Source organism: Streptomyces sp. NPDC047974 (assembly GCF_040653375.1).
Taxonomy (GTDB): Bacteria; Actinomycetota; Actinomycetes; order Streptomycetales; family Streptomycetaceae; genus Streptomyces.
Window position 1 is genome coordinate 54,365 of sequence record NZ_JBEZNU010000020.1, and the last position, 23,610, is coordinate 77,974.

At 73.1% G+C, this 23,610-nt stretch carries 22 protein-coding genes; 10 read left to right on the forward strand and 12 right to left on the reverse strand.

All coding sequences use genetic code 11. From position 1 onward, the window contains the following. Position 1: 1 nt before the first annotated feature. A complete protein-coding gene (locus AB0E19_RS26000; RefSeq protein ID WP_362184596.1) occupies positions 2 to 700 on the reverse strand; it encodes a hemolysin III family protein in 699 nt (232 codons plus the stop codon). Positions 701 to 898: 198 nt separating this feature from the next. On the opposite strand from AB0E19_RS26000, the gene AB0E19_RS26005 reads away from it, so the two are divergent. Continuing rightward, positions 899 to 2,731: a phosphoenolpyruvate carboxykinase (GTP) gene (locus AB0E19_RS26005; protein ID WP_362184597.1), complete on the forward strand. Its 1,833-nt coding sequence runs from the start codon at positions 899 to 901 to the stop codon at positions 2,729 to 2,731. A gap of 138 nt (positions 2,732 to 2,869) precedes the next feature. Here the strand turns inward: AB0E19_RS26005 and AB0E19_RS26010 are convergent, their stop codons facing one another. The 6 genes from AB0E19_RS26010 to AB0E19_RS26035 all read right to left on the reverse strand — a co-directional run bounded on the left by AB0E19_RS26010 (position 2,870) and on the right by AB0E19_RS26035 (position 9,322). Beyond that, a complete protein-coding gene (locus tag AB0E19_RS26010; RefSeq protein ID WP_362184598.1) occupies positions 2,870 to 3,460 on the reverse strand; it encodes a hypothetical protein in 591 nt (196 codons plus the stop codon). Then, complete coding sequence (locus AB0E19_RS26015) at positions 3,447 to 5,045, reverse strand: VWA domain-containing protein (protein WP_362184599.1); 1,599 nt, start codon at positions 5,043 to 5,045, stop codon at positions 3,447 to 3,449. Before AB0E19_RS26015 ends, AB0E19_RS26010 begins: the two co-directional genes overlap by 14 nt. Further along, the gene (locus AB0E19_RS26020; RefSeq protein ID WP_362184600.1) at positions 5,042 to 6,298 is read right to left on the reverse strand and encodes a toxic anion resistance protein; all 1,257 of its coding nucleotides are present in this window, start codon (positions 6,296 to 6,298) and stop codon (positions 5,042 to 5,044) included. The genes AB0E19_RS26015 and AB0E19_RS26020 overlap by 4 nt, the downstream gene beginning before the upstream one ends. Then, positions 6,295 to 7,419, reverse strand: coding sequence for a hypothetical protein (locus AB0E19_RS26025; protein ID WP_362184601.1), 1,125 nt, complete (start codon positions 7,417 to 7,419; stop codon positions 6,295 to 6,297). The genes AB0E19_RS26020 and AB0E19_RS26025 overlap by 4 nt, the downstream gene beginning before the upstream one ends. A 206-nt stretch (positions 7,420 to 7,625) precedes the next feature. Next, positions 7,626 to 8,000: a hypothetical protein gene (locus tag AB0E19_RS26030; RefSeq protein ID WP_362184602.1), complete on the reverse strand. Its 375-nt coding sequence runs from the start codon at positions 7,998 to 8,000 to the stop codon at positions 7,626 to 7,628. Between the two features lie 110 nt (positions 8,001 to 8,110). Beyond that, positions 8,111 to 9,322 (reverse strand): pyridoxal phosphate-dependent aminotransferase, encoded by a 1,212-nt coding sequence (locus AB0E19_RS26035; RefSeq protein ID WP_362184603.1) that lies wholly within the window; start codon positions 9,320 to 9,322, stop codon positions 8,111 to 8,113. Between the two features lie 107 nt (positions 9,323 to 9,429). On the opposite strand from AB0E19_RS26035, the gene AB0E19_RS26040 reads away from it, so the two are divergent. Beyond that, positions 9,430 to 9,879 carry a hypothetical protein gene (locus tag AB0E19_RS26040; RefSeq protein WP_362184604.1) on the forward strand — a complete coding sequence of 150 codons (450 nt, stop codon included), beginning with the start codon at positions 9,430 to 9,432 and terminating at the stop codon, positions 9,877 to 9,879. Positions 9,880 to 9,931: 52 nt separating this feature from the next. Then, positions 9,932 to 11,317, forward strand: a complete 1,386-nt coding sequence (gene mptB / locus AB0E19_RS26045; protein ID WP_362184605.1) for a polyprenol phosphomannose-dependent alpha 1,6 mannosyltransferase MptB — start codon at positions 9,932 to 9,934, stop codon at positions 11,315 to 11,317. Here mptB and AB0E19_RS26050 read toward each other — a convergent pair. Both AB0E19_RS26050 and AB0E19_RS26055 read right to left on the reverse strand, forming a co-directional pair. After that, entirely contained in the window at positions 11,314 to 12,921 is a 1,608-nt protein-coding gene (locus AB0E19_RS26050) for an amidohydrolase family protein (protein ID WP_362184606.1), read from the reverse strand. The genes mptB and AB0E19_RS26050 overlap by 4 nt on opposite strands. A 13-nt stretch (positions 12,922 to 12,934) precedes the next feature. Continuing rightward, positions 12,935 to 14,203 (reverse strand): alanine racemase, encoded by a 1,269-nt coding sequence (locus tag AB0E19_RS26055; protein ID WP_362184607.1) that lies wholly within the window; start codon positions 14,201 to 14,203, stop codon positions 12,935 to 12,937. Between the two features lie 115 nt (positions 14,204 to 14,318). Between AB0E19_RS26055 and AB0E19_RS26060 the strand changes: the two genes are divergently transcribed. From AB0E19_RS26060 to AB0E19_RS26075, 4 genes are read left to right on the forward strand one after another with little or no spacing between them, the layout of a single operon-like run. Further along, complete coding sequence (locus tag AB0E19_RS26060) at positions 14,319 to 15,365, forward strand: sugar kinase (protein WP_362184608.1); 1,047 nt, start codon at positions 14,319 to 14,321, stop codon at positions 15,363 to 15,365. Then, the gene (locus AB0E19_RS26065; protein ID WP_362184609.1) at positions 15,362 to 16,138 is read left to right on the forward strand and encodes an IclR family transcriptional regulator; all 777 of its coding nucleotides are present in this window, start codon (positions 15,362 to 15,364) and stop codon (positions 16,136 to 16,138) included. The genes AB0E19_RS26060 and AB0E19_RS26065 overlap by 4 nt, the downstream gene beginning before the upstream one ends. Beyond that, positions 16,131 to 16,541: a RidA family protein gene (locus AB0E19_RS26070; protein WP_362184610.1), complete on the forward strand. Its 411-nt coding sequence runs from the start codon at positions 16,131 to 16,133 to the stop codon at positions 16,539 to 16,541. The genes AB0E19_RS26065 and AB0E19_RS26070 overlap by 8 nt, the downstream gene beginning before the upstream one ends. A 44-nt stretch (positions 16,542 to 16,585) precedes the next feature. Further along, entirely contained in the window at positions 16,586 to 17,086 is a 501-nt protein-coding gene (locus AB0E19_RS26075) for a hypothetical protein (RefSeq protein WP_362184611.1), read from the forward strand. 7 nt (positions 17,087 to 17,093) lie between these two features. Here the strand turns inward: AB0E19_RS26075 and AB0E19_RS26080 are convergent, their stop codons facing one another. The 3 genes from AB0E19_RS26080 to AB0E19_RS26090 all read right to left on the reverse strand — a co-directional run bounded on the left by AB0E19_RS26080 (position 17,094) and on the right by AB0E19_RS26090 (position 20,557). Then, entirely contained in the window at positions 17,094 to 18,437 is a 1,344-nt protein-coding gene (locus tag AB0E19_RS26080; RefSeq protein WP_362184612.1) for a M14 family metallopeptidase, read from the reverse strand. 196 nt (positions 18,438 to 18,633) lie between these two features. Continuing rightward, the gene (locus tag AB0E19_RS26085; protein ID WP_362184613.1) at positions 18,634 to 20,358 is read right to left on the reverse strand and encodes a glycoside hydrolase family 18 protein; all 1,725 of its coding nucleotides are present in this window, start codon (positions 20,356 to 20,358) and stop codon (positions 18,634 to 18,636) included. Between the two features lie 52 nt (positions 20,359 to 20,410). Then, entirely contained in the window at positions 20,411 to 20,557 is a 147-nt protein-coding gene (locus tag AB0E19_RS26090) for a hypothetical protein (protein WP_362184614.1), read from the reverse strand. Positions 20,558 to 20,745: 188 nt separating this feature from the next. On the opposite strand from AB0E19_RS26090, the gene AB0E19_RS26095 reads away from it, so the two are divergent. Genes AB0E19_RS26095 through AB0E19_RS26105 form a run of 3 tightly spaced genes read left to right on the forward strand, consistent with a single transcriptional unit; the run spans position 20,746 to position 23,608 of the window. Further along, the gene (locus tag AB0E19_RS26095) at positions 20,746 to 21,597 is read left to right on the forward strand and encodes a hypothetical protein (RefSeq protein WP_362184615.1); all 852 of its coding nucleotides are present in this window, start codon (positions 20,746 to 20,748) and stop codon (positions 21,595 to 21,597) included. Between the two features lie 22 nt (positions 21,598 to 21,619). After that, on the forward strand, positions 21,620 to 22,333 hold the full coding sequence (gene cpaB / locus AB0E19_RS26100; RefSeq protein ID WP_362184616.1) for a Flp pilus assembly protein CpaB: 714 nt from the start codon (positions 21,620 to 21,622) through the stop codon (positions 22,331 to 22,333). A 9-nt stretch (positions 22,334 to 22,342) separates the two neighbouring features. Next, positions 22,343 to 23,608: a P-loop NTPase gene (locus tag AB0E19_RS26105; RefSeq protein ID WP_362184617.1), complete on the forward strand. Its 1,266-nt coding sequence runs from the start codon at positions 22,343 to 22,345 to the stop codon at positions 23,606 to 23,608. Positions 23,609 to 23,610: the final 2 nt, after the last annotated feature.

Genomic DNA, 23,610 nt, shown 5'->3' on the forward strand with positions numbered 1-23,610 from the left:
GTCAGGACTGGTAGGCGACCAGGGAGATGCCGACGTAGTGGACGATGAAGGCGGCGAGGGTGAAGGAGTGGAAGACCTCGTGGAAGCCGAACCAGCGGGGGGACGGGTTCGGGCGCTTCATGCCGTAGATGACGCCGCCGGCGCTGTAGAGCAGGCCGCCGACGACGACCAGGACGAGGACGGCGATGCCGCCGGTCCGCATGAAGTCGGGGAGGAAGAACACGGCGGCCCAGCCCATGGCGATGTAGCAGGGGGTGTAGAGCCAGCGGGGGGCGCCGACCCAGAAGACGCGGAAGGCGATGCCGGCGGCCGCGGCGGCCCAGACCGCCCACATGAGCGGCTTCGCGGTGGAGTCCGGGAGCAGCAGCAGGGTGAGCGGGGTGTAGGTGCCCGCGATGATCAGGAAGATGTTGGCGTGGTCGAGGCGGCGCAGGACGGCCTCGCCGCGCGGGCCCCAGTTCCCCCGGTGGTAGAGCGCGCTGATGCCGAAGAGCAGGCAGGCGGTGAGGACGTAGATCCCGCAGGCGATCCGGGCGCGCGGGGAGTCGGAGAGGGCGACGAGGACCAGTCCGGCGACGATCACGGCGGGGAACATGCCCGCGTGCAGCCAGCCCCTGAGCCGTGGCTTCAGCGGGAGCGACGGGGCCTGGGCGGTCGGTTCGGGCTCGACCGGGGTCACTTCCGGCGTGGCTGCAGTCATGACACGGAATCGTACCTACGGCCCCGTAGGTGCCGGATACGAGTGGCGATGCTCACGTGTGCACCCCCCTGGACATATGGGCGTATCCAGCGGATGATCAAATGAGTGCGGTCGGCACCGGATGAGCAGCTACGACGCATCCGGGTCGCGGCCCCCACGGGGCAGACAGCGGAATACACCCCTCTACAAGGAGCAATCGTGGCGCGCGACAACGCGGCTCCCCTTCCCACCCAGCACCAGGAGCTCGTCTCCTGGGTGAACGAGATCGCCGAGATCACGCAGCCGGACAGCATCGTCTGGTGCGACGGCTCCGAAGCCGAGTACGAGCGCCTGTGCGAGGAGCTCGTCGCCAAGGGCACGTTCACGAAGCTCGACCCGGTGAAGCGCCCGAACTCGTACTACGCCGCCTCCGACCCGACCGACGTCGCCCGCGTCGAGGACCGGACCTTCATCTGCTCCGAGAAGGAGGAGGACGCCGGCCCGACCAACCACTGGAAGGCCCCGGCGGAGATGAAGGAGCTCTTCGCGGGCTCCGAGGGCATCTTCCGCGGCTCCATGAAGGGCCGCACCATGTACGTGGTCCCCTTCTGCATGGGCCCGGTCGGCTCCCCGCTCTCCGCCATCGGCGTCGAGATCACCGACTCCGCCTACGTCGCGGTCTCCATGCGCACCATGACCCGCATGGGCCAGGCCGTCCTCGACGAGCTCGGCACCGACGGCTTCTTCGTGAAGGCCGTCCACACCCTCGGCGCCCCCCTCGCGGAGGGCCAGGAGGACGTGCCGTGGCCGTGCAACTCCACCAAGTACATCTCGCACTTCCCGGAGACCCGCGAGATCTGGTCGTACGGCTCCGGCTACGGCGGCAACGCGCTCCTCGGCAAGAAGTGCTACGCCCTGCGCATCGCCTCCGTCATGGCCCGTGACGAGGGCTGGCTCGCCGAGCACATGCTCATCCTCAAGCTGACCCCGCCGCCCTCCGCCTCCGGCCTGGCCGAGGCGAAGTACGTCGCCGCCGCCTTCCCGTCGGCCTGCGGCAAGACCAACCTCGCCATGCTGGAGCCGACCATCCCCGGCTGGACCGTGGAGACCATCGGCGACGACATCGCCTGGATGCGCTTCGGCGAGGACGGCCGCCTCTACGCCATCAACCCCGAGGCCGGCTTCTTCGGCGTCGCGCCCGGCACCGGCGAGCACACCAACGCCAACGCCATGAAGACCATGTGGGGCAACTCCGTCTTCACCAACGTCGCGCTCACCGACGACGGCGACGTGTGGTGGGAGGGCATGACCGAGACGGCGCCCGCGCACCTCACGGACTGGAAGGGCAACGACTGGACGCCCGCGTCCGAGACGCCCGCCGCCCACCCGAACGCCCGCTTCACCGTCCCGGCCGGGCAGTGCCCGATCATCGCGCCGGAGTGGGAGGACCCGAAGGGCGTGCCGATCTCGGCGATCCTCTTCGGCGGCCGCCGCGCCACCGCCGTCCCGCTGGTCACCGAGTCCTTCGACTGGAACCACGGCGTCTTCCTCGGCGCCAACGTGGCCTCCGAGAAGACCGCCGCCGCCGAGGGCAAGGTCGGCGAGCTGCGCCGCGACCCCTTCGCCATGCTGCCGTTCTGCGGCTACAACATGGGCGACTACATGGCCCACTGGGTCAAGGTCGGTGCCACCGCCGACGCGGCGAAGCTGCCGAAGATCTACTACGTGAACTGGTTCCGCAAGAACGACGCCGGCAAGTTCGTCTGGCCCGGCTTCGGCGAGAACAGCCGCGTCCTCAAGTGGATCGTCGAGCGCCTCGACGGCAAGGCCGAGGGCGTCGACACCCCGATCGGCGTCCTGCCGACCCGGGAGGCCCTGGACACCGACGGCCTGGACCTGGCCGACGAGGACCTGGACTTCCTGCTCACCGTCGACAAGGACGTCTGGCGCGAGGAGGCCGCCCTGGTCCCCGCGCACCTGGAGACCTTCGGCAGCCACACGCCGAAGGAGCTGTGGGACGAGTACCGCGCGCTGGTCGAGCGCCTGGGCTGATCCCGTAGCAGCATGAGACTCGTGGTGGGCTGCCCCGACATACCGCCCTGACCAGTGGGGTCACGACGGTCCACCACGACGCAACCGGCCCCGGAGCCCCCTCAGGCTCCGGGGCCGGCGCATCTCCCCGTGCGGGGATCAGTCACCCCGGTCCTCCAGGTAGCGGGTGTGCGCCCGCTGACGGAGCTCCTCCGCCTCCTGGAGTGCCGCGGCGATCCGGCCGGCCTCCTCGCGCAGGGCGGCCAGCTGCCGCTCCAGATGGCGCTCGGGAGGCTCGGAGCCCGGGTTCACCCGGCTCCACCAGCGGGTGCGGACGAAGGCGTCGACCGCCTCCGGCACGTCCTGGCGGACCGCGCGGGCCAGCACGTGCAGGTGCTCCGGGTCGCTGACCCAGCCCGGTTCGAGCAGCGCCTCGAAGAGCACGTCCAGCTCGTCGAGCCGCTCGCGGGCCCGCTCCGGCAGCTCCACCTCCGCGAGGTACTCCCGCAGGGTGGCGTGGTCCTCGCGCAGCGACTCCAGCTGCTCGTCGGCGCTCGGGAAGGCCGGGGCGTCCGGCCGCTCCGGCGGGGCGATCAGCGCGCCCGCGCCGTACAGGCCGAGCACCACGAGCGGCCAGAGGCCGCCGGCCGCGCCGGTGAGGCCGATGCCGAGCCCGGCCAGGCCGCAGAGGCAGCCGGTGAGGTTCTTGCGGGACTCCGCGTACCGGAGCACGCGGTCACTGGTAGCCACGGATCTCCTCGAAGGCGCCCTCCAGGGAGCCCTTCGTCGCGTCGAAGAGCTTGCCGCCGGTCAGGTCCGCGATGTGGTCCAGCTCGCTGCGGTCGGAGTCGCCGAAGAGGACCGGGAAGACCGGGGTGTGCCGCTGCTCGTCGGGCAGCGCCCGGAAGAAGGCGTCGAAGTCGGCGGCCTTCATCCCGTCGGTGTTCTCCCCGTCCGTCATGAGCACGACCGAGGTGAAGGTGTCGCGGGGCGCGGCGCCCAGGCTGCGGTAGGCCTCGGTCAGGCTGGAGTAGATCGCGGTGCCGCCGGAGGCGGACAGCTGCCCGGCATCGGCGCGGAGGGCGTCCCTGGCCTTCGCCGGGTCCTTCGGGTCGACCGTGTACGTACGCACCTCGGCGCTCTTCACCTCGGAGCCGAAGGGCATCAGGGTGACCTCCTCGCGGTCCCGGAAGTCCCCCGTCAGCTCGGCGATCGCCTCCTTGAGGCGGGTCAGCCGCTCGCCGCGCATCGAGCCCGAGGTGTCCAGGACGTAGACCGTGCGGGAGGGCCGGCGCAGCGTGTTGTCGTACGCGTCGAGCAGGCCGTCGGCGACCGAACGGCTGCCGGGGAAGGGCAGCTCGCGCCGCAGGTCGCGGTCGAGCCGGGCCGACGGGGCGACGCCGGCGACGACCGGGCGGCGCAGGGTGGTCTCGGTGATCCGGCGCTGTGCCTCCGGGGTGCGGAGGTAGGTGGTGAGCCGCTGGGCCGAGTCCTTGGCGGTGCCGGGGGCCGCGGTGAGCAGGGTGAGCGGGTAGTCGGCGGTGACGACGCCGTCGGAGGGGCGGATCACGGTGAGGTCGCCGGGCGCGGAGAGCAGCACCGACTCGTAGTTGACCAGCGCGTCGACGTCGGTGCGGCGGCCGTAGGCGGCGGCGAGCCAGCCGGAGGAGCCGGAGGTGAGCTTCTGGCCGGTGAAGAACTCGCGGAGCTTCGGGGTCGCCTTCGCCACGTCCCGGTCGCTCAGCGCGGACTGGGCGCCGGAGAGACCCGAGGCGACCGAGACCAGCGCGGAGAAACCGGAGTTGGAGCGCTTGGGGTCGGTCATGCCGTACGTCAGCCGGCCCTCGGCGACCGCCTGGTGGAGCTGCGACCAGGTGACCTTCTTCGGGTCCCAGCCGAGCCGGGTGACGACCTCGGGGCGGACGCCGAGCGCCACCGGGGAGGTCATCACCGGGGTCTCGTTGGTGATCCGGCCGGCGGTGTCGGGGCGCAGCCGCAGGTAGTCGTTGGAGGAGAGCCAGACGGCGTCGTACTCCTTCTCGGCCCGGCCCGAGGCGATCTGCTCGACGGCGTCGAGGGTGCCCGCGTAGGTGGTGCGGACGGTGACGCCGGTCGCCTTGCGCGCGTCCTCCAGGACCGGTGCCATGTCGGCGAGTTCGGAGGAGGCGAGGACGCGGAGGGTGCCGGGCTCGGCGGGCCTGGAGTCGGTCTTGTCGCGCTGCTCGCCGGTGCCGCCGACCGAGTTGTCGATCGTGCCGCAGGAGCCCGCGGTGGCGGTGAGGAGCAGGGTGAGCGCGAGGCCCGCCAGGAGGCGGGGGAGCGTGCGGGGTCTCATGCGGAGGGGCCGCCTTCCCGTGCGCTCGTGCGGCGGCTGCGGTCCAAGTGGGCGCTCGCTTCCTGGAGTTCGCTCGTGAGGGAGGAGACGGTCGCCGCCATCGCCTCGGTCGCCTGGACCTTGTACGTGTCGATGGCGTCGAGCGTGCGGTAGATCTGGTGGAAGGCGTCGCGCAGGGTCTCGGCGCCGACCGCCGGGTCGGCGGCGATCCGCTGGATCTCGCCGGCCTGGGTGGAGAGCATCTCGGCGTTGCCCCGGATCAGGTCCTCGGTGGTCGAGCGGAGCACGTTCACCTGCTCGGTGACCTTGCGCTGGTTCTCCAGGGCGGAGGCGAGCATGACCGCGATCCGCAGCGCCGACAGGGTCGTCGTCGCGGCTCGGTCCACGCCCTTGATCAGCTCGTCGTTGTTCCGCCGGACCACGTCCATCGCGAGGTAGCCCTGTGCGCAGACGGCGAGTTGGGTCAGGAGGTCCTGGTGCTTCTGGCGGACCGGGAAGAGGACGTCGGCGCGGAGCGCGTCCGCCTCGGCCGGGTCGTGGGTGCCGGTGATGCGCTGCTCGACGGCCGCGTCGAGGGCCTCGGTGAGGACGGCGAACTCCTGGAGCTTGCCCATGGTCTCCCAGAGCCGGGCCCGCTCGGTCTGCAGCGCGGCGTTGTCGCGGCGCAGTTCGTCCTGTCCGCCGCGCAGCGAGCCGACGATCCGGTTGAGCGTCGCCTGCGAGGAGGCGTACTTGGCGACGTGGTCGCGGAACCTGTTGCCGCCGGGCAGCTTGGCGAGGAGGCCCTTGAGGCCCTTGCCGGGGGTGTCCCGGGGATCCAGGTCCTCGACCGTGCGCCGGAGTTCGACGAGCGAGGAGCCGACGCGGGCGGAGGCGTCGCCGCCGCCCTGGCCGAGGGAGCGGACCGTGCGGTCCAGCATCCGGTTCGACTGCTGGGCGGCGGCCCGCATCTCGCCGGAGCCGAGCGCCGCGATCTCGCCGATGCGTTCCGCGAACTCCGGGGAGCGCGCGTCGAGTCCGGCGAGCGAGCCCACGTACTCCTCGGCACGCCGGGCCGTCTCGGCACGCACCGACTCGTCCAGCGGCACCAGGCCGGAGGCCTGCTCGGCGCGGACCACGGGGGCCGGGGCGGGCGGGGTGAGGACGAGCGGCGCGTCCTGCTCGGGCGGGGTCAGCAGGAAGGTCGACTCGGGCGGACCCGCGTAGGGGTTGCGGGGCGCGCCGCCGGCGCGCGGGTCGGTCGGATCGGTCATGCGGTGCCCCCCTGGTCACGGGCCCGCCGCGCCATGTCGCGCAGCACCGCGCCGGTGGGCACGGGCGCCTGGCGGACTCCGGTCAGTGTCTGGTTGAGGTATTCGCCGTACTGGTTGGTGGCCTCGGTGAACTCGGGTGCGGCGCCCTGCGGCCGGAAGCCGTGCCGGACGGCGAGGCGGCGCAGCTCCGGGTCCTCGGAGAGCAGCCGGCCCAGCTCCTTGCCGTCCTCGGTGAGCGGTACGAGGGTGTGGTCGCTGTTCACCGTCGTGTCCGGGTAGAGCACGACGAGGTCGCCCATGGGCCGGCCGGCGAGCAGCTGGGCGGCGACCTGGGACTCGTACACGAGCACGAGGGGGTTGCCGACGCCGCTCACGAAGTCCCGGAAGGGGGCGTCGGAGCTCGTCTGCTGGGCGCCCTGCACCTGGGTGAGCTTGCGGAGCAGCGGGGCGGTGCGGGCGACGGCCTCCTTGCCGTCGGCGACCCGGCCGCCGTCGGCGACGTAGCTCGCGGCGGCGAGGTAGAGGGCGCCGGAGTTGGAGGCCACCGGGTCGGTGGAGGTGATGAAGAGCGTCCCGCTCAGCTCGGCGTGCTGGTCGGCGCCCTTGAGCTGGCGCCAGCCGCGGTCGGCGCGGACGGCGGCCAGATAGGCGTCCATCTTGAGGATGCCGCTGGTGCCGCGGGCGCCGAGGGTGGCCAGGCCGTTGCCGGCGAGGACCCGGGCGGCGTTGCTGTGCGCGACGACCACGAGGGGCGAGTAGAACGGGCGCAGCGGCGCGGCGGCGGCCTTGTCGGGGGCCTTGGCGCGCAGCTCGTCGGCCGGTCCCTTCGAGGACGGGAACGCGAAGTCGTACCCCTCAAGGGGGAGTTGCTCCATGTCCCAGGACCCGGAGGTCTCGGTGCTCACGGTGAAGCCCTTGGCGGACAGGGCCTTCACGACGTCGGGGTCGGAGAAGAACTCGCTCTTCTCCGAGCCGATGACTCCTCGCACGGTCTTCGTTGCCGTGCCCTTGTCCTTTTCGCCGCCCGTCACGAGGACGGCGGCCACGCCGCCGAGGAGCAGGACGGCCAGGACGATTCCCAGGATGCGTCTCACGCGGGCAGCGTGCTCGCGGAAACCCACATTCCAGAGGGAGTTGGGTGGACGGCAGGTGAAGGAGCGATCCCGGATGGGAACCGGAGGAATGGCCGCCGGATGGCGTCCGGACGGTGCGGCGGGGTGGGGGCGGTGCGGGGCGTGGGGTGGTGCGGGGCGGTGCCGGGTGGGTGTGGACCCTGGGGTGGATGGCTCCCGGGCCGGGCGGTTCGTGCCGCGCGGCCCGGGGCCGACTAGGGGGCGGCGGTGAGGGCCGCGGTGTGGGTGTCCATGCGGGTGGCCGCGAGGATGGCGGCGGAGGTGTCGGCGCGCGAGGCGGCGACGAGCAGGGCCCGGCCGGCGAGGGCGTGGGCCTTGCGGTGGAGCGACTCGGGGGTGGCACCGCTCAGGGCGGCGTGCCGGGCGGGGGGCGCGCCGCGCAGGCGGGCCACCTGGCGGGCGATCTGCTCGCCGCCCTCGCCGTCGCCGAGCTCGTCGGTGACCGCGAGCAGGGCGGAGAGGTGGCCGGCGAGCTGGATGTCCAGCTCCTCCTCGCGGGAACGGTGCGGGAAGGTGCCGGGCGCGCCGGCCGTCGTGTGGACCGAGGGGGTGCGGATCGGTTCGTACATGGGACGGCCTCCTGACTGCTCGGAGACCAGCCTAGCTTAGATTCCGTCTAAAGTTGATTCCGGTCCGGTTCAAGGGTGGGTCAAGGCCGGGGTGCCGCCCGCGGTGGCGGTCAGGGCTGGCTGTAGCCGTCCAGGAAGCGGCCGATCCGCGTCACCGCGTCCGTGAGGTCCGCGACCGACGGCAGCGTCACGATCCGGAAGTGGTCCGGCTCGTGCCAGTTGAAGCCCGTCCCGTGCACCACCATGATCTTCTCGGCCCGGAGCAGGTCCAGGACCATCTGCCGGTCGTCCTTGACCTTGTAGACGTTCGGGTCCAGCCGCGGGAAGAGGTACAGCGCGCCCTTCGGCTTCACGCACGTCACGCCCGGGATCGAGGTCAGCAGCTCGTACGCGGTGTTCCGCTGCTCCAGGAGCCGCCCGCCCGGCAGCACCAGGTCCTCGATCGACTGCCGCCCCTGGAGCGCGGCGGCCACCGCGTGCTGGGCCGGCATGTTGGCGCACAGCCGCATGTTCGCCAGGATCGTCAGCCCCTCGATGTACGAGGAGGCGTGGTGCTTCGGGCCGCAGACCGCGAGCCAGCCGGAGCGGAAACCGGCCACCCGGTAGTTCTTGCTCATGCCGTTGAAGGTGAGGCACAGCAGGTCGGGGGCGATCGCGGCGGTCGGCGTGTGGGTGGCGCCGTCGTAGAGGATCTTGTCGTAGATCTCGTCCGAGCAGACGACGAGGTCGTGACGGCGGGCGAGGTCCGTGAGCGAGCGGAGCATCTCGTCGTCGTACACGGCGCCCGTGGGGTTGTTCGGGTTGATGATCACGATCGCCTTGGTGCGGTCGGTGATCTTCCGCTCGATGTCGGCGAGGTCCGGCATCCAGTCCGCCTGCTCGTCGCAGCGGTAGTGCACCGCCGTACCGCCCGCGAGGGAGACGGACGCCGTCCACAGCGGGTAGTCGGGGGCCGGGACGAGGACCTCGTCGCCGTCGTCCAGCAGCGCCTGCATCGCCATCTGGATCAGCTCGGAGACGCCGTTGCCGAGGTAGATGTCCTCGACCGAGAGGTGGATGCCCTTGGTCTCGTAGTGGCTCATCACCGCGCGGCGGGCGGACAGCAGGCCCTTCGCGTCCCCGTAGCCGTGCGCCTCGGAGAGGTTCCGGAGGACGTCCTCCAGGATCGCGGGCGGGCACTCGAAGCCGAAGGCCGCGGGGTTTCCGGTGTTGAGCTTGAGGATGCGATGACCCGCGGCTTCGAGCCGCATCGCCTCTTCGAGCACCGGGCCCCGGATTTCGTAACAGACGTTGGCGAGCTTCGTGGACTGGATCACCTGCATGACGAGAGCTTACGGCGGGCGGGGGCGGGACGCGTGGTGTTCTCGGACACGTCGGGCGGGGACGGGCCTCCTCCGGGTGATCGCCGGGATCCCTACAATGCGGGGCCATGAGCTTCGAGGACCCTGAGAGACCCGCGCGCCGCCGGCACGCCTCCGCCCGGCGCGGGCGCGGGGCGGTGTGGCTGATCGCCGTCGGCGGGGCCGCGGCGCTCGGCCTCGGCGCGGTGGCGCTGACCGGCGGAGGCGGGGGAAAGCGGCCGGCCGAACGGGACGCGGACGGGGGAGGCGGGGGTCTGCCCGCGCTGATCCAGACGGATCCGGACCGGAGCGGTACGGCTCCGACACCCTCGGCTCCGCCGTCGGCGAGCCGCGGCGCGAGCCACCCGGCGAGCCCCGGGACGCCGACGACGCCCGGCGCGTCCGCCACCGCCCCGGCCGGGGCGTCCGCCACGGCGGAGCCGTCGACGGAGGCCGGGACCCCGACCGCCACGCCCAGCGCCACCGCGACGGCCGACAAGCCGGGACGGGGACGCGCGAACGGCAGGGGCCAGCGCTGAAGCACCCCCGCGGGACGGGCGCCCACCGCGGGGGACGGTAGGTTTGCAGGTCATGTGGGTGGTGAGTGCTTCCGGGTGCCGGTGGCTGGGTGCGGTGGGCGCGGTCGGCGTGACCCTGGGCGGATACGCGGCCGGGGCGCTGCCCGTGGTCGGCGGCGGGTCCCTGTGGGCGCCGCGGCACGGCGCCGCCGAGACCGCCGGGGCCGTCGTCGCGGCGGTCGGACTGACCCTGCTCGTCGCGGCCTGGTGGCGGTACGGCGTGCTCCTCGCACGCGGTGTCCAGGACCGGGTCCTGGTCACCCTCGCCGCGTGGGCCGCGCCGCTGCTGGTCGCCCCTCCGCTGCACAGCGCCGACGTGTACAGCTACATCGCGCAGGGCGCGATGGTCCTGGAGGGGTACGACGTCTACGGCGCCGGGCCCTCCGCGCTCGGGCCCGGACAGCTCGGGGCGGACGCGGCGGCGAGCGTCGGCGGCAACTGGACCGACACCCCGGCGCCGTACGGGCCCGTCTTCCTGCTCCTCGCCGAGGGCGTGGTGAAGCTGACCGGCGGGGCCGTCGTCCCGTCCGTCCTGCTGCTGCGGCTCGTCGCCGTCGGCGCGCTCGCCCTCACCGTCTGGGCGGTGCGCGGCTTCGGGCGCGGCGACGGGGCCCTCTGGCTCGCCGTGCTCAACCCGCTCTGGCTGATCCACGTCGTCGGCGGCGCCCACAACGACGGGCTCATGGTCGGACTGATGCTCGGCGGGGTGCTCCTCGCCGTGCGCGGCCGGTGGGTCCTCGGCAGCGTGCTCGTCGGCTGCGCCGTGATGGTGAAGTCGCCGGCGGCCGTCGCGCTCCTCTTCATCGCGGTGGTCGTCGCCCGGCGCGGCGGGCTCCTGAAGGGGCTGCTGCTTCCGCCGGCCGTCGCCGCCGCGGTCGCCGCCGCGGCCGGCCTCCTCGCGGGGACCGGCTTCGGCTGGCTGGGGACGCAGTCCGTCGCCGGGGCCATCCACACCCCGCTCTCGCTCACCAGCGACCTCGGCCTCGCGCTCGGCACCCTGGTCGCCGACGACCCCGAGCCGGTCAAGGCGGTCGTCCAGAAACTGGGGCTGCTCGCCGCCGCCGCGATCATCGCGGCCCTCGCGTGGCGGGCGTACCGGGGGCGGATCGACCCCGTCCTCGGGCTCGGGTACGGGCTCGTCGCGCTGGTCGCCCTCTCGCCGATGGTGCAGCCCTGGTACCTGTTGTGGGGCACGGCCGTCGTCGCGGCCGTCGCCTGGCACAGCCGGGGCGGGCAGGTGCTCGCCGTGGTCTCGGCGGCCCTCGTCTACGAGACGCAGCCCTCCGGCCGCACCCCCTGGTACGGCTTCGTCGCCGCCGCCCTCGTCCTCGCCCTCGGCGCGGTCTGGCTGCGGCGCGACCGGTGGCCTTCGGCCGCCCGCCCGAAGGAGCGCGTCTAGAGCGGCGTCCGGCGCACCGAGCGGCCCGCGAGGACGTCCGTGCGGTGGCCGTCCTCGATGACGAAGCGGCCCGCGACCAGGACGTGCGGGATGCCGACGGGCAGGGTGCGGGGGGCCTCGTACGTGGCTCCCGCCGCGACCGTCGCCGGATCGAACAGCACCAGGTCCGCCACGTACCCCTCCTTCACGAGGCCCCGGTCGGGCAGCCTGAGCCGGGCCGCCGGGCGCGAGGTCAGATGGGCCACGCACTCCTCCAGCGAGAGGACGCCCTCCTCGCGGACGTACCGCCCCAGGTACTCGGGGAAGGTGCCGTAGGCGCGCGGATGCGGCTTGGCGCCCTGGAGGATGCCGTCCGAACCGCCCGTGTGGACCCGGTGGCGCATGATCGCCCGCACGTTCCCCTCGTGGCCCACGTGCTGGAGGATCGTGGTGCCGAGCCGGTCGGCGAGGAGCAGCGCCCGCGCCTCCTCCCAGCCGGCGAGCCGCCGGCCCACCCGGTCCGCGAGGGCCGGGTCCGAGACGCCCGAGACCTCCACCGTCCGCCAGTCGACCGGCACCCCGTGGCAGCCGTCCGAACCGGTGACCTCCAGGTCATACCGCATCCGCTCCGCCGCCGCCCCGTCCGCGAGCCGCGCCAGGACCGCCTCCGGGCCGCCCTCCTGCGCCCACGACGGGAGCAGCGCGAGCAGGGTCGTACAGCCGGGGGTGTAGGGGTACGTGTCGAGGCTGAGGTCCGCGCCGGCGTCCAGGGCCCGGTCGAGGAGGGCGAGGAGTTCGGGGGCGCGGCCCTCGTTCTCGGCGAAGTTCATCGTGGCGTGCGCCAGGTGGAGCGCGCAGCCCGCCTCCCGGGTCAGCGCGATCATCTCCTCGTACGCGCGCAGCGCCCCCGCCCCGTAACTGCGGTGGTGGGGGCAGTAGTAGCCGCCGTACTCCGCCACCACCCGGCACAGCTCGGTGAGTTCGGCGTGGGGGGCGTACATGCCGGGGGTGTAGGTGAGGCCGGAGGACATGCCGACCGCGCCCTGCTCCAGGCCCTCGGCGACGAGCCGGCGCATCCGGTCGAGCTCGGCGGCGGTCGCGGGCCGGTCCTCCCAGCCCATCGCGTACATCCGGACCGTGCCCTGCGGCACGAGGTAGGCGGCGTTCACCGCGATGCCCCGGCCGCCGTGGGCGGAGTCGAGCCGGTCCAGGTACCCGCCGACCGTCCGCCAGTCCAGGTCCACGGTCGTGTCGCCGGGGCCACCGCCGTTCCAGCCCGCGATCGCCCGCCGCACCTCCTCGCGGGTGCGGTCGTCCACCGGCGCGTACGACAGCCCGTCCTGGCCCAGGACCTCCAGCGTCACGCCCTGCGCGGCCTTCGCGGTGTGCTCCGGGTCGCGGAGCAGCGCGAGGTCGCTGTGGGCGTGCATGTCGACGAAGCCGGGGGACAGGGCGAGGCCCTCCGCGTCGACGATCCGGGTGGCCGTCGGCCGCTGGCAGCCGGCCGCCGCGGCCTCCTTCACGATCGAGACGATCCTGCCGTCCTCGACCGCCACGTCGGCCCGGTAGGAGGGCGCGCCGGATCCGTCGACGACCTCGGCGTCCCGGAAGACCAGATCCGTCATCCCCGGCCCCCGGTCAGAAGAAGGTGCGGACGTAGTCGACGACCGTGCCGTCCGCCTCGACCAGCGGGATCAGCTGCCACTTGTCGAAGGAGGTGCACGGGTGCGACAGGCCCATCCCGACCCAGTCGCCGACCTCCACCCCCGCGCCGCCCTCGGTGCGCAGCCAGGCGTGCTGGTCGGAGAGCGCCGTCACGGTGACCCCGTCGGCGGCCCGGACCTCGCCCGTCCTGGCGTCCCGCACCACCTGCGCCTCCGGCAGGTGGAGGTCGTACGCGGCGTCCCGCTTGCCCGCGTTGGTGAACGCCTGACCGTCGGACGGCCGCGACACCACCTGCGACCAGAGGCGGAACGCCGGCTGGAGCGCGCCCTCCTCGGGGATCCGGTTGAAGGGCGTCTTCTCGCGGTACTGCCCGTCGTCGTGCGAGACGTACGCGCCCGAGCGCAGCAGCTTCAGGACCGGGAGGGAGAGTTCCGGAATCTCCGCGAACACGTCGGCGACCGCGTCGAACCACGAGCTGCCGCCCGCGCTCACCACGATCTCGCCGGCGGCCGGGTCGAAGCGGCCGTCCTTGTCGAAGGCGACCGCGAGCCCGGTCAGCCGCCGCAGCCAGGCACGGACCGACTCCCCGTCCGCGCCCGGCACCTCGGCCTCGTAGCCGGCGACGCCGACGAGCCGGAGCGTGGTCGTCGCGGCGACCGCGTCGGCGACGGCCGCGCACTCCGCCTCCGTGCGCACGCCGGTGCGCGCCCCCTCGCCGGCGCCCAGCTCCACCACCACGTCCAGCGGGCGCCGGGCCCCGGCCGCGCGCAGCGCCGCGTCCATCAGCTCGACCCCGCGCACCGAGTCGACGTAGCAGACCAGGCGGAAGTCCGGGTGGGCGTCCAGCTCGGCCGAGAGCCAGCGCAGCGCCGCCGGGTCGACGACCTCGTTGGCGAGGAAGACCCGGTCGATCCCGTGGGCCCGGCAGACCCGCACCTGGTGGGGGACGGCGGCGGTGATGCCCCAGGCGCCGTGCTCGATCTGGCGGTGGAAGAGGACCGGCGCCATCGAGGTCTTGCCGTGCGGGGCGAACGCGAGGCCGTGGCGTTCGGCGTACTCCTCCAGGGCGCGGAGGTTGTGCTCGACGGACTCGGCGGAGAGGGCGAGGACCGGGGTGGTGAAGCCGCCGGTGAAGAGGGAGCGGCGCTGGGCGGCCAGCTCGCCGACGGTCAGGCCCTCGGCGTCCGGCGGGAGGCCCTTGAAGCGGTGGTCGACGCGCTCGTCCGACAGGTCGGTCGGCATGATCCCTCCTTCAAGCGTTGCATTGTGTGCAACGCCCATTGCGTATATCGCTCACCGCTGTCTAACATCCGGGCCGAGGCCGGGTCAATGGACCGGTTCGAGGACCAGCGGGAGCGTGACCGTGCCAGGACCGTCGTACGACGTCGTCTGCGTGGGCGAGTCCATGGTGACCTTCCTCCCCTCCCGGCCGGGCCGACTCGCCGACGTCCCCGCCTTCACCCGCGCCGTCGGCGGCGCCGAGTCCAACGTGGCCTGCGCGCTCGCCGCCGCCGGACACCGCGTCCGCTGGGTCGGCCGGGTCGGCGCCGACGGCTTCGGCGACCACCTGCTCGACACGATCGCAGCGTACGGAGTCGACACCGGCGCCGTCCGCCGCGACCCGCACCGGCCCACCGGCGTCTACTTCCGCACCGACGCTGACCGGTCCACCGACGCGCACGAGGTCGTCTACTACCGGGCCGGCTCCGCCGCCTCCGCCATGTCCCCGGAAACCGTCCCCTACGCCACCGTCGCCGACACGCGGATCCTCCACCTCACCGGCATCACCGCCGCCCTCTCCGCCGACTGCCGGTCCCTCCTGGACGAGCTGACCGCGCCCCGCCCCGGCCGCCCGCTCCTCTCCTTCGACGTCAACCACCGGCCCGCGCTCTGGCGGGACGGCGAGGCCCCGCGGGTCCTGCGGGACCTCGCCGACCGGGCCGACCTGGTCTTCGTCGGCGCGGACGAGGCCGCACGCCTCTGGGACACCCCCGACCCCGAAGCCGTCCGCGCCCTCCTGCCCGACCCCCGGGTCCTCGTCGTCAAGAGCGGCGAGGGCCCGGCCGTCGCCTTCGAACGGCCCGCGGACGGCAGCGCCGACACGGTCACCACCGTCCCGGCGCCCCGCGTCGACGTCGTCGCCTCCGTCGGCGCCGGCGACGGATTCGCCGCCGGATTCCTCTCGGCGCTGCTGCGCGGGCTGCCCATGAACGACCGGCTGCGCCACGGCCACCTCGCCGCCGCCGCCGCGCTCACCGTCCCCGGCGACCTCGCCGCCCCGCCCCGGCGCGCCCGCGCCGACCGGCTCGCCGGGCTCGACGACGACGCCTGGGGGAGACTGCACCTCGGCCCCGGGTGGACGTCCGCCGGTGCGGAGGCCGACGAGGAGGTACGTACCCGATGAGCCAGACCGTCGACCGCGCGCTCAGCATCCTGCCGCTGCTCGCGCAGGGACCCGCCGACCTCGGGCAGGTCGCCGACCGGCTCGGCGTGCACAAGTCCACCGCCCTGCGGCTGCTGCGCACCCTCCACGAACACGGGCTCGTCTACCGGCAGCAGGACCAGCGCTACCGCCTCGGCGCCCGGCTCTTCGCGCTCGCCCAGGAGGCCGTCGAGAACCTCGACGTGCGCGAGATCGCCCACCCCCACCTCGCCGCGCTCAACGAACGCACCGGCCACACCGTCCACCTCGCCGTCCACGAGGACGGCGAGGTGCTCTACATCGACAAGGTCGAGAGCCGCTACCCCGTCCGCATGTACTCGCGGATCGGCAAGCCCGTCGCCATCACCGTCGCGGCCGTCGCCAAACTCCTCCTCGCCGACCTGCCCGAGCCCGAGCGCCGCGCCCTCGCCGCCAAGCTCGACTACCCCCGCTACACGCCCCGCTCCACCCCCGACGCCGCCGCCTTCCTCCAGGAGCTGGCGGCCGTGCGCGAGCAGGGCTGGGCCACCGACCTCGGCGGCCACGAGGAGTCCATCAACTGCGTCGCCGCCCCGATCCACGGCGCCGACGGGCGCGTCGTCGCCGCGATGTCCGTCTCCGCGCCCAACGTGGTGGTCACGGCCGAGGAGCTCCTCGCCCTGCTGCCGCTGGTGCGCCGTACGGCCGAGGCGATCAGCCACGACTACTCCGGAACGACCCCACCGAAGGAAACAGAGGCCACTGACGATGAGTGAGAAGACCGCGATCACCCCCGCGACCCACACCACCCCGCCCGCGAAGTTCTCGCACGGCGTGCGCAAGGGGAACATCCTCCAGGTCGCCGGCCAGGTCGGCTTCCTCCCGGCCGTCGAGGGGCAGCCCCCGACGCCGGCCGGCCCGACCCTGCGCGAGCAGACCCTCCAGACCTTCGCCAACGTCAAGGCGATCCTGGAGGAGGGCGGCGCGAGCTGGGACGACGTGATGATGATGCGCGTCTACCTCACGGACGTGGACCACTTCGCCGAGATGAACGAGCTCTACAACCGGTACTTCGAGGAGCAGGACCTCAAGGCCCCGCCGGCCGCCCGCACCACCGTCTACGTCGGCCTCCCGAAGGGCCTCCTCATCGAGATCGACGCGCTCGCGGTCCTCGACTGACCCCTGTATGGGCCCTTCAAAGCGGCGTCGGCCATACTGCCGCCGTGGAGCAGAGCAACGGACCCATACAGCAGCCCCTGCACGCCGCTTCGGCCGATCCGGCGTTCGTCCCCGGCATCACGGGGGTCGTGGCGCCCCTCGACGACGCGCCCGGGCCGGAGGACGAGCCCCGGGACGCGGTCGTGGCCGCGGCCGAGGAATCCGACGTGGACGCCGACGAGGGCGCCGACGAGGACGCCGCCCCGGCGGTCGCCGAAGGCGGCGGGCCGGTCTTCGAGGCCGCCGACCGGCGGGGGCGGATCGTCGCCGACGCCGAGGGCGTGCGGCTGAGCTACGACGAGGAGGCGTGCGAGTTCCGCTGGGACGAGATCGCCGCCGTCGAGAGCGGGAAGGGGCGGTTCGGGAAGCGGTTCACCGTCACCGTGCACACCCCTGACCGGCGCTGGTACCCGATCGAGATCATCGCGCCGGACAGGGGGCACATCACGGGCTGGGAGGCCGGGCTCGACGCCGTCCTGGACGCCTACTTCGACGAGGCCTCCTGACGCCCGGTCAGACCGTGCAGTACTGCGCCTGCTTGCCGATGGAGCGGTACATGCAGTCCGCGTTCTCGAGCAGCTGGAGGACCGCGTCGCGGTTGCGGCTCGTCTCGCGCTCGATCACCTCGTCGGGCGGGTAGAAGCCGCCGTTCCAGGACGAGGTCGGGTACATCTCGAAGGTGTACCCGAAGATCTTGTGGGCGCCCCAGAGGTAGTCGTCGATCGAGCCGTCCGTGATGTAGAGGTCGCTCGACTGCTCCGCGGTGTAGCCGTTGCTGCCGGCCATCTTGCCGCCGACGGTGGCGAAGGCGTCGCGGTCGTCCTGGGTCATGCCGGGGGCGGTGTCGGCGTTGGTCCAGCCGAAGGGCCAGAGGACGAGTTCGCTGTAGGTGTGGAAGTCGATGCCGGCCTTGATCTGCTGCTTGCCGCCCACGACGCGGGAGCGGACGAAGTCGGCGACGACCTTCACCTCGGGGGCCGACTCGGGGGCGGTGCCCCGGTAGGTCTCCGAGCTCTTGGAGCCCGAGGAGCCGCCGCAGCAGCCCCACTTGTAGTCCCAGTTCCGGTTCATGTCGGTGCCGACGTACGAGGAGCCGGAGTTGGGCTGCCGGTTCTTGCGCCAGCTGCGGTAGGAGCCGGAGGCGATGTCGTACTCGCCGCCGTCCGGGTTGAGGTCCGGCACGATCCAGATCTCGCGCTCGTCCACCATCTTCGTGACGCGGGCGTCGGAGCCGTATCCGGCGCCCAGCTCGCGCAGCAGGTACAGCGCCATCTCGACGGTGAGGTGCTCGCGGGCGTGCTGGTGGTGGGTGAAGAGCACCTCCGGCTCGTTCTCGTCGGCGGCCACGTTGTCGCTGATCTTGATGGCGACGATGTCGCGGCCCTGGTAGCTCTTGCCGATGACCCGCTTGCTCATGATCGACGGGTACGCGGCGAGCCGCTGGTCGATCTCCGCCGTCATCTCGGCGTGGTTGTGGTACTTCGCGTCGGCGGAGGGGAAGTCGAGCGGGCCGAGCGCGGAGCGGCCGGCCTCGCCCCGGTCCGGCGGGGCGGGGAGGGCGACCGGCTCGTAGCCGAGGGCCTTGAGGCGGGCGAGCTCCCGCGTGTCGGCGCTGACCACGACCGAGCGGGCGTCGACCTCGTCGATCGAGACGCCGGTGGCGGCGAGCGCGGTGCGGGCGGCGGGGGTGGCCGGGCCGGTGATCTCGTACTGCCGGCTCACGTCCCGGTCGGTCCGTGCGGTGGTGGCCGGGTCGGCGCCGGCGGGTGAGGAGAGGGCGGAGAGGGGCGCCGCGAGGGCGAGCGCCACGAGGGCCGCGAGGGTGGCGGACCTTCTGCCGCTTCGGGGACGTCGCATGGTGTCTCCTGGGTGGGGAGTGTGGGGGAGTGCGACAACAGGTGCGGGTGTCCGGGGCACATGGTGAGGCCGTGTCATGGACGGGTCAAGAGGGGGAGTTCGGCCATGGTCGGCTCACGGTAGGCGACCACGGCCCCCCACGCGCCGAGGCGCCGCCGGAGTACCGGCGACGCCTCGGGGGAAGGGTCCGGACGGGTTACGGCAGGCCGTGGACGTGCGGGCCGACCGCGTTCGACCAGGCGTTGCCGGCCGTCGCGTCCCAGTTGGTGGACCAGGTCATCGCGCCCCGGAGGGTCGGCCAGGCCTGGGCGGGCTTGAAGGTGCCGCAGCCGGTCAGCTTGGTGAGGCAGTCGATCGCGCTGTTCACGACCGACGGGGCGACGTAGCCGCTGCCCGCGCCCCGGGTCGAGGCGGGGACGCCCAGGCCGACCTGCGACGGGTCGAGACCGCCCTGGATCTGGATGCAGGCGAGCGCGGTGAGGAAGTCCACCGAGCCCTGGCTGTACACCTTGCCGTCGCAGCCGAGCATCGAACCGCTGTTGTAGTACTGGGTGTTGACCACCGTGAGGATGTCCTTCACGGCGAGCGCGGTCTTGAAGTACTCGGTGCCCGTCGACTGCATGTCGATGGTCTGCGGGGCCATCGTCAGGACCATCTTCGGCCCGGCGAGGGCGGACAGCTGGCGCAGCGCCTTCGTCAGGTACGTGGAGTTGATGCCGTGTTCGAGGTCGATGTCGATCCCGTTGAAGCCGTACTCCTGGAAGAGGGCGTAGGCGCTGTTCGCGAAGGCGGTGGCGCTGGCGTCACTGTTGATCGTGACGTTGCCCTTCTCGCCGCCGACCGAGATGATCACCGACTTGCCGGCCGCCTTCTTGGCGGCGATGTCGGCCTTGAAGTCGGCGACCGAGGCGTAGCCGACGGCCGGGTCGAGGTTGAAGACGATCTGGCCCGGCGTCGTCGTCGAGTCCGCGAAGGAGACGGCGATGATGTCGTAGGCGTCCTGGACGTCGCGGATCTTCTGCTTGGCGGCGCCGTTGTCGAAGTTCTGCCAGTAGCCGGTGACCGCGTGCTTGGGGACGGCCGGGTTGTCGCCGCCGCCACCGCCGGTCTTGGCCGTACGGGCGCTCACGGCGGCCGACTTGGCGGACTCGCCCGCCGCGTTGGCGGCCGCGACCTGGAAGGAGTACGCGGTGTCGGCGGTCAGGCCGGTGACCGTGGTGGCGGTGCCGGACACGGTCGCGGCGAGGGCGCCGTCCTTGTAGACCTTGTAGCTCGTCGCGCCGGAGACCGCGCTCCAGCTCAGCGGGACCGCGCTGGTGGTGGGCGTGCCGGCGGCGAGCCCGGCCGGGGTGGAGGGGACGACCGGGTCGGGGTCCGGCGTGCCGCCGCCGTCGGGGCCGAAGACGCTCACGTCGTCCACGTGGTACGCGGCGGTGCCGTACCACCCGTGGGTGTAGATCTCGACCGAGGTGGTCGAGGCGCCGGTGGTGAAGGTGGTGGTCAGCTGCTTCCAGGACGGGGAGTCGGGCGTCCAGGTGGAGACCGAGCCGGTGCCGGTCCCGGTGCCGCTCGCGCCGAGGTAGGCGTAGCCGCCCTGGACCCAGGCGCTCAGCGTGTAGGTGGAGTTGGGCTTCACGGCCACGGTCTGCACGCACTTGGCGTTGTCGAGGCCGGCGGGGGTGGCCTTGAGGGCGCCGGTGCCGGTGTGCGTCGGGGTGGCGACGGCGGTGCCGCTGCCGGCCGAACAGGACCAGTTGGCGAGGCCGTTCTCGAAGCCCGCGTTCCTGGCGTTGTTGACGTCGGCGGCGAAGGCGGTGCCGACGCCGGCGGTCAGGGCGAGGCCGGACCCGACGGCGAGCGCGAGGGCGCTGCCGAGCAGGCGGCGGCCGACCGGCCGGGAGGTGGTGGTGGTGCGGTCCACGTGCGTCCTCCGGTGGGGGAGATCGGGGATCGGGGGATCAGGGATCGGGGGATCAGGCGATCGGGGAGGTGCGGGGGATCGGGTCGATCGGGTCGATCAGGTGGATCGGGTCGATCAGGTCGATCGGGTCGATCGGGTCGGTCAGGTCGATCGGGGAGGGGATCGGGTTCTCGGGAGGTGGCCACCGCCGTCGTCGCACCAAGTTGGTCCAGACCAATTGCGTTGTCAAGACCTCTGACAACCGGAACTCGCGCATCCGCCATCACAAATGGGGGGAGGGAGTTGACGGATTGTGTGTTCACCACCCCGGTCCCCGTGGATAAGGTGCAGAACAGTCGTGACGTGCGCCCCGAGGGGAAGGGGGTACGGGAAGACGGGGGGTCCGACGTGCCGACAGCGATCGCGGTCACCGGCGCCGACCTCGTGCTGCCGCCCACCGATCCCGCGACCCCCAACGCCGCCGTGCTCGCCGACCCGGCGGTCCGCACCCTCGACGACTCCGTCACCGAACTCCGGCGGCTCGTCGACCGCTTCGGGCACGTCCTCGTCATCTGCCCCGCCTCCGCGCCGCCCGCCGTCGCGCACCGCCTCCACACCGTCCGCGGCCTCCTGGAGAGCGACCGGATCGCACTGGTCAGGACCGATCTGCCGCCGCTCGGCGCCGCCGTCCTCGTCCGCCAGCTCCGCCAGCTCTCCACCTGCGACTTCAGCCCCGGAGTCCTCGCCTCCGCCGCCCGGCTCCTCGCCCACTACATCTACGCGGGCGCCGTCCTCGGCTCCGTCTCCCGCCTCGACCGCGTCCCCGTCACCCTCGGCTCCCACCTCAAGGGCTGGCTCCCCGGCGCCCACTTCGCCGTCCTCGCCGGACCCACCCCCCGGATCGTCCGTGTCGGCGCCGACGAATCCGGCTTCACCGGACCCGAGTTCGCCACCCGCCTCCTCGTCGCCCGAGGGCAGCTCGCCACCGACTGGCCCACCACCGCCCTCGCCCCCCGCTGGGCCGTCGCGGGCCCCGTCGAGGAGACCGCCCTCCCCGCCTCCTCGCCCGGCTGGTGGGGCACCCCCAAGCTCACCGAGTTCGCCGCCTACCTCCCCGACCTGCCCGTCCTCCACCGACTCGTCGCCTCGGTGCGCCGCGAGACCTGCCACTGGTGCGGCATGGAGCTCATCGGCGACCGCTGCGGCTTCTGCGCGGCCCCGCTGGCCGGCCCCACCGCCCCGGCCCAGGCGGGCCGATGACCCCGACCCAGGAAGAACAGCCATGAACTCCCGCCAGCGCCGCGGCGTCATCCTGCTGCTGCTCTCCGTCCTGTGCGCCCTCGGCGCCTTCGCCGGAGTCCTCGCCGTCATCAGCGACGTCAACGCCAAGGTCGGACCGGAGACCACGGCGTACCGGGTCAAGAGGGACATCGCACCCTATGTGCGCCTGAGGGCGGTGGACTTCGAGAAGATCTCCATGCCGGAGAAGTGGCTCTCCGACACCGCCGTCACCGACCTCGCCCAGGTCGACGGGAAGATCGCCGTCACCACCCTCAAGGCCGGCTCGCTCCTCCAGAAGGACATGATCGTCGCCCGCCCCGCGCTCAAGCCCGGCGAGCAGGAGATCGCCATCATGATCGACGCGGCCACCGGCGTCGCCGGAAAGATCAACCCCGGCGCCACCGTCAACATCTACGCCACCTTCGCCGGCGACAAGAAGGACGACCCCGACCAGTCCCGACTCCTCGTCGCCGCCGCCCGCGTCATCGACGTCGGCAAGCTCACCTCCATCGACGCGAAGAGCAGCCGCGTCGAACGCGACACCGAGGCCGTCCCCATCACCTTCGCCCTCTCCGCCCAGGACACCCAGCGCGTCGCCTACGCCGAGTCCTTCGCGGAGCACGTCCGCCTCGCCCTCGTCGCCCCCACGGCCGACGGCGCCCCCGCCGGGCCCGCCCCCGGCGACCGCACCTACACGCTCGACAAGGACAAGTGAGGCCCGGCCATGCCCACCAGGATCCTGCCGGCCGTCGGCGACCCCGACGCCGCCCGGGCCGTCGCCACCCTCCTCGGCCAGCTCCCCGACGCCGAGCCCGCCCCGCCCGTCCCCGACTCCACCCAGCTCGTCGACGCCCTCGCCCGGCTCGCCGCCGAATCCCTCGACGCGCTCCCCGAGGTCGTCCTCGTCCACGAACGGATCGGCCCCGTCCCCGCGCTCGACCTCGTCCGCGAGGTCGCCCTCCGCTTCCCCGCCGTCGGCGTCGTCCTCATCACCGCCGACTCCGGCCCCGGCCTGCTCTCCGCCGCCATGGACTCCGGCGCCCGCGGCCTCGTCTCCCTCCCCCTCGGCTACGAGGAGCTGGCCGGCCGCGTCCAGGCCGCCGCCCAGTGGTCCGCGGGCTTCCGCCGCCACCTCGGCGGCGGCGCCGCCGAACTCCTCGCCGGCCCCGGCGGCACGGTGGTGACCGTCAGCGGCGCGAAGGGCGGAGTCGGCACCACCCTCACCGCCGTCCAGCTCGCCCTCGCCGCCCGCGCCGCCGGCCGCACCGTCGCCCTCGTCGACCTCGACCTCCAGAGCGGCGACCTCGCCTCCTACCTCGACGTCCAGTTCCGCCGCTCCGCCGCCGACCTCGCCGCGATCAGCGACATCTCGCCCCGGGTCCTCCAGGACGCCGTCTACGTCCACGAGACCGGCCTCTCCCTCCTCCTCGCCCCCGCCGAGGGCGAACGCGGCGAGGAGGTCACCGACCGCGCCGCCCGCCAGATCGTCAGCGCCCTGCGCGGCCGCCACGACGTCGTCGTCGTCGACTGCGGCTCCCGCCTCGACAGCGCCAACGCCGCCGCCGTCGAGATGGCCGACACCGCGCTCCTCGTCACCACCCCCGACGTCATCGCCGTCCGCGCCGCCAAACGGACCGTACGGATGTGGGAACGGCTCCAGGTCCGCAAGGCCGAGTCCACCGTCTCCGTCGTCAACCGCCACTCCCGCACCAGCGAGATCCAGCCACCCCTGGTGCAGAAGATCACCGGCACCCGCATCGCCGGCGTCACCGTCCCCGCCGCCTACAAGGAACTCCAGGCCGTCGTCGACGCCGGCCGCCTCCACGAACTCGACGCCCGCTCCACCGTCAAGCAGGCCCTGTGGACCCTCGCCGCCGAACTGGGCCTCACCGGCCCCCCGGCGGGCGCGCCCGCCGCCCCCGGGAAGCAGCTCGCCCGCGCCGGCGACCGCGGCTCGCTGGGGCTGCGGCGGCGCGGGGGAGGGCGCTGAGC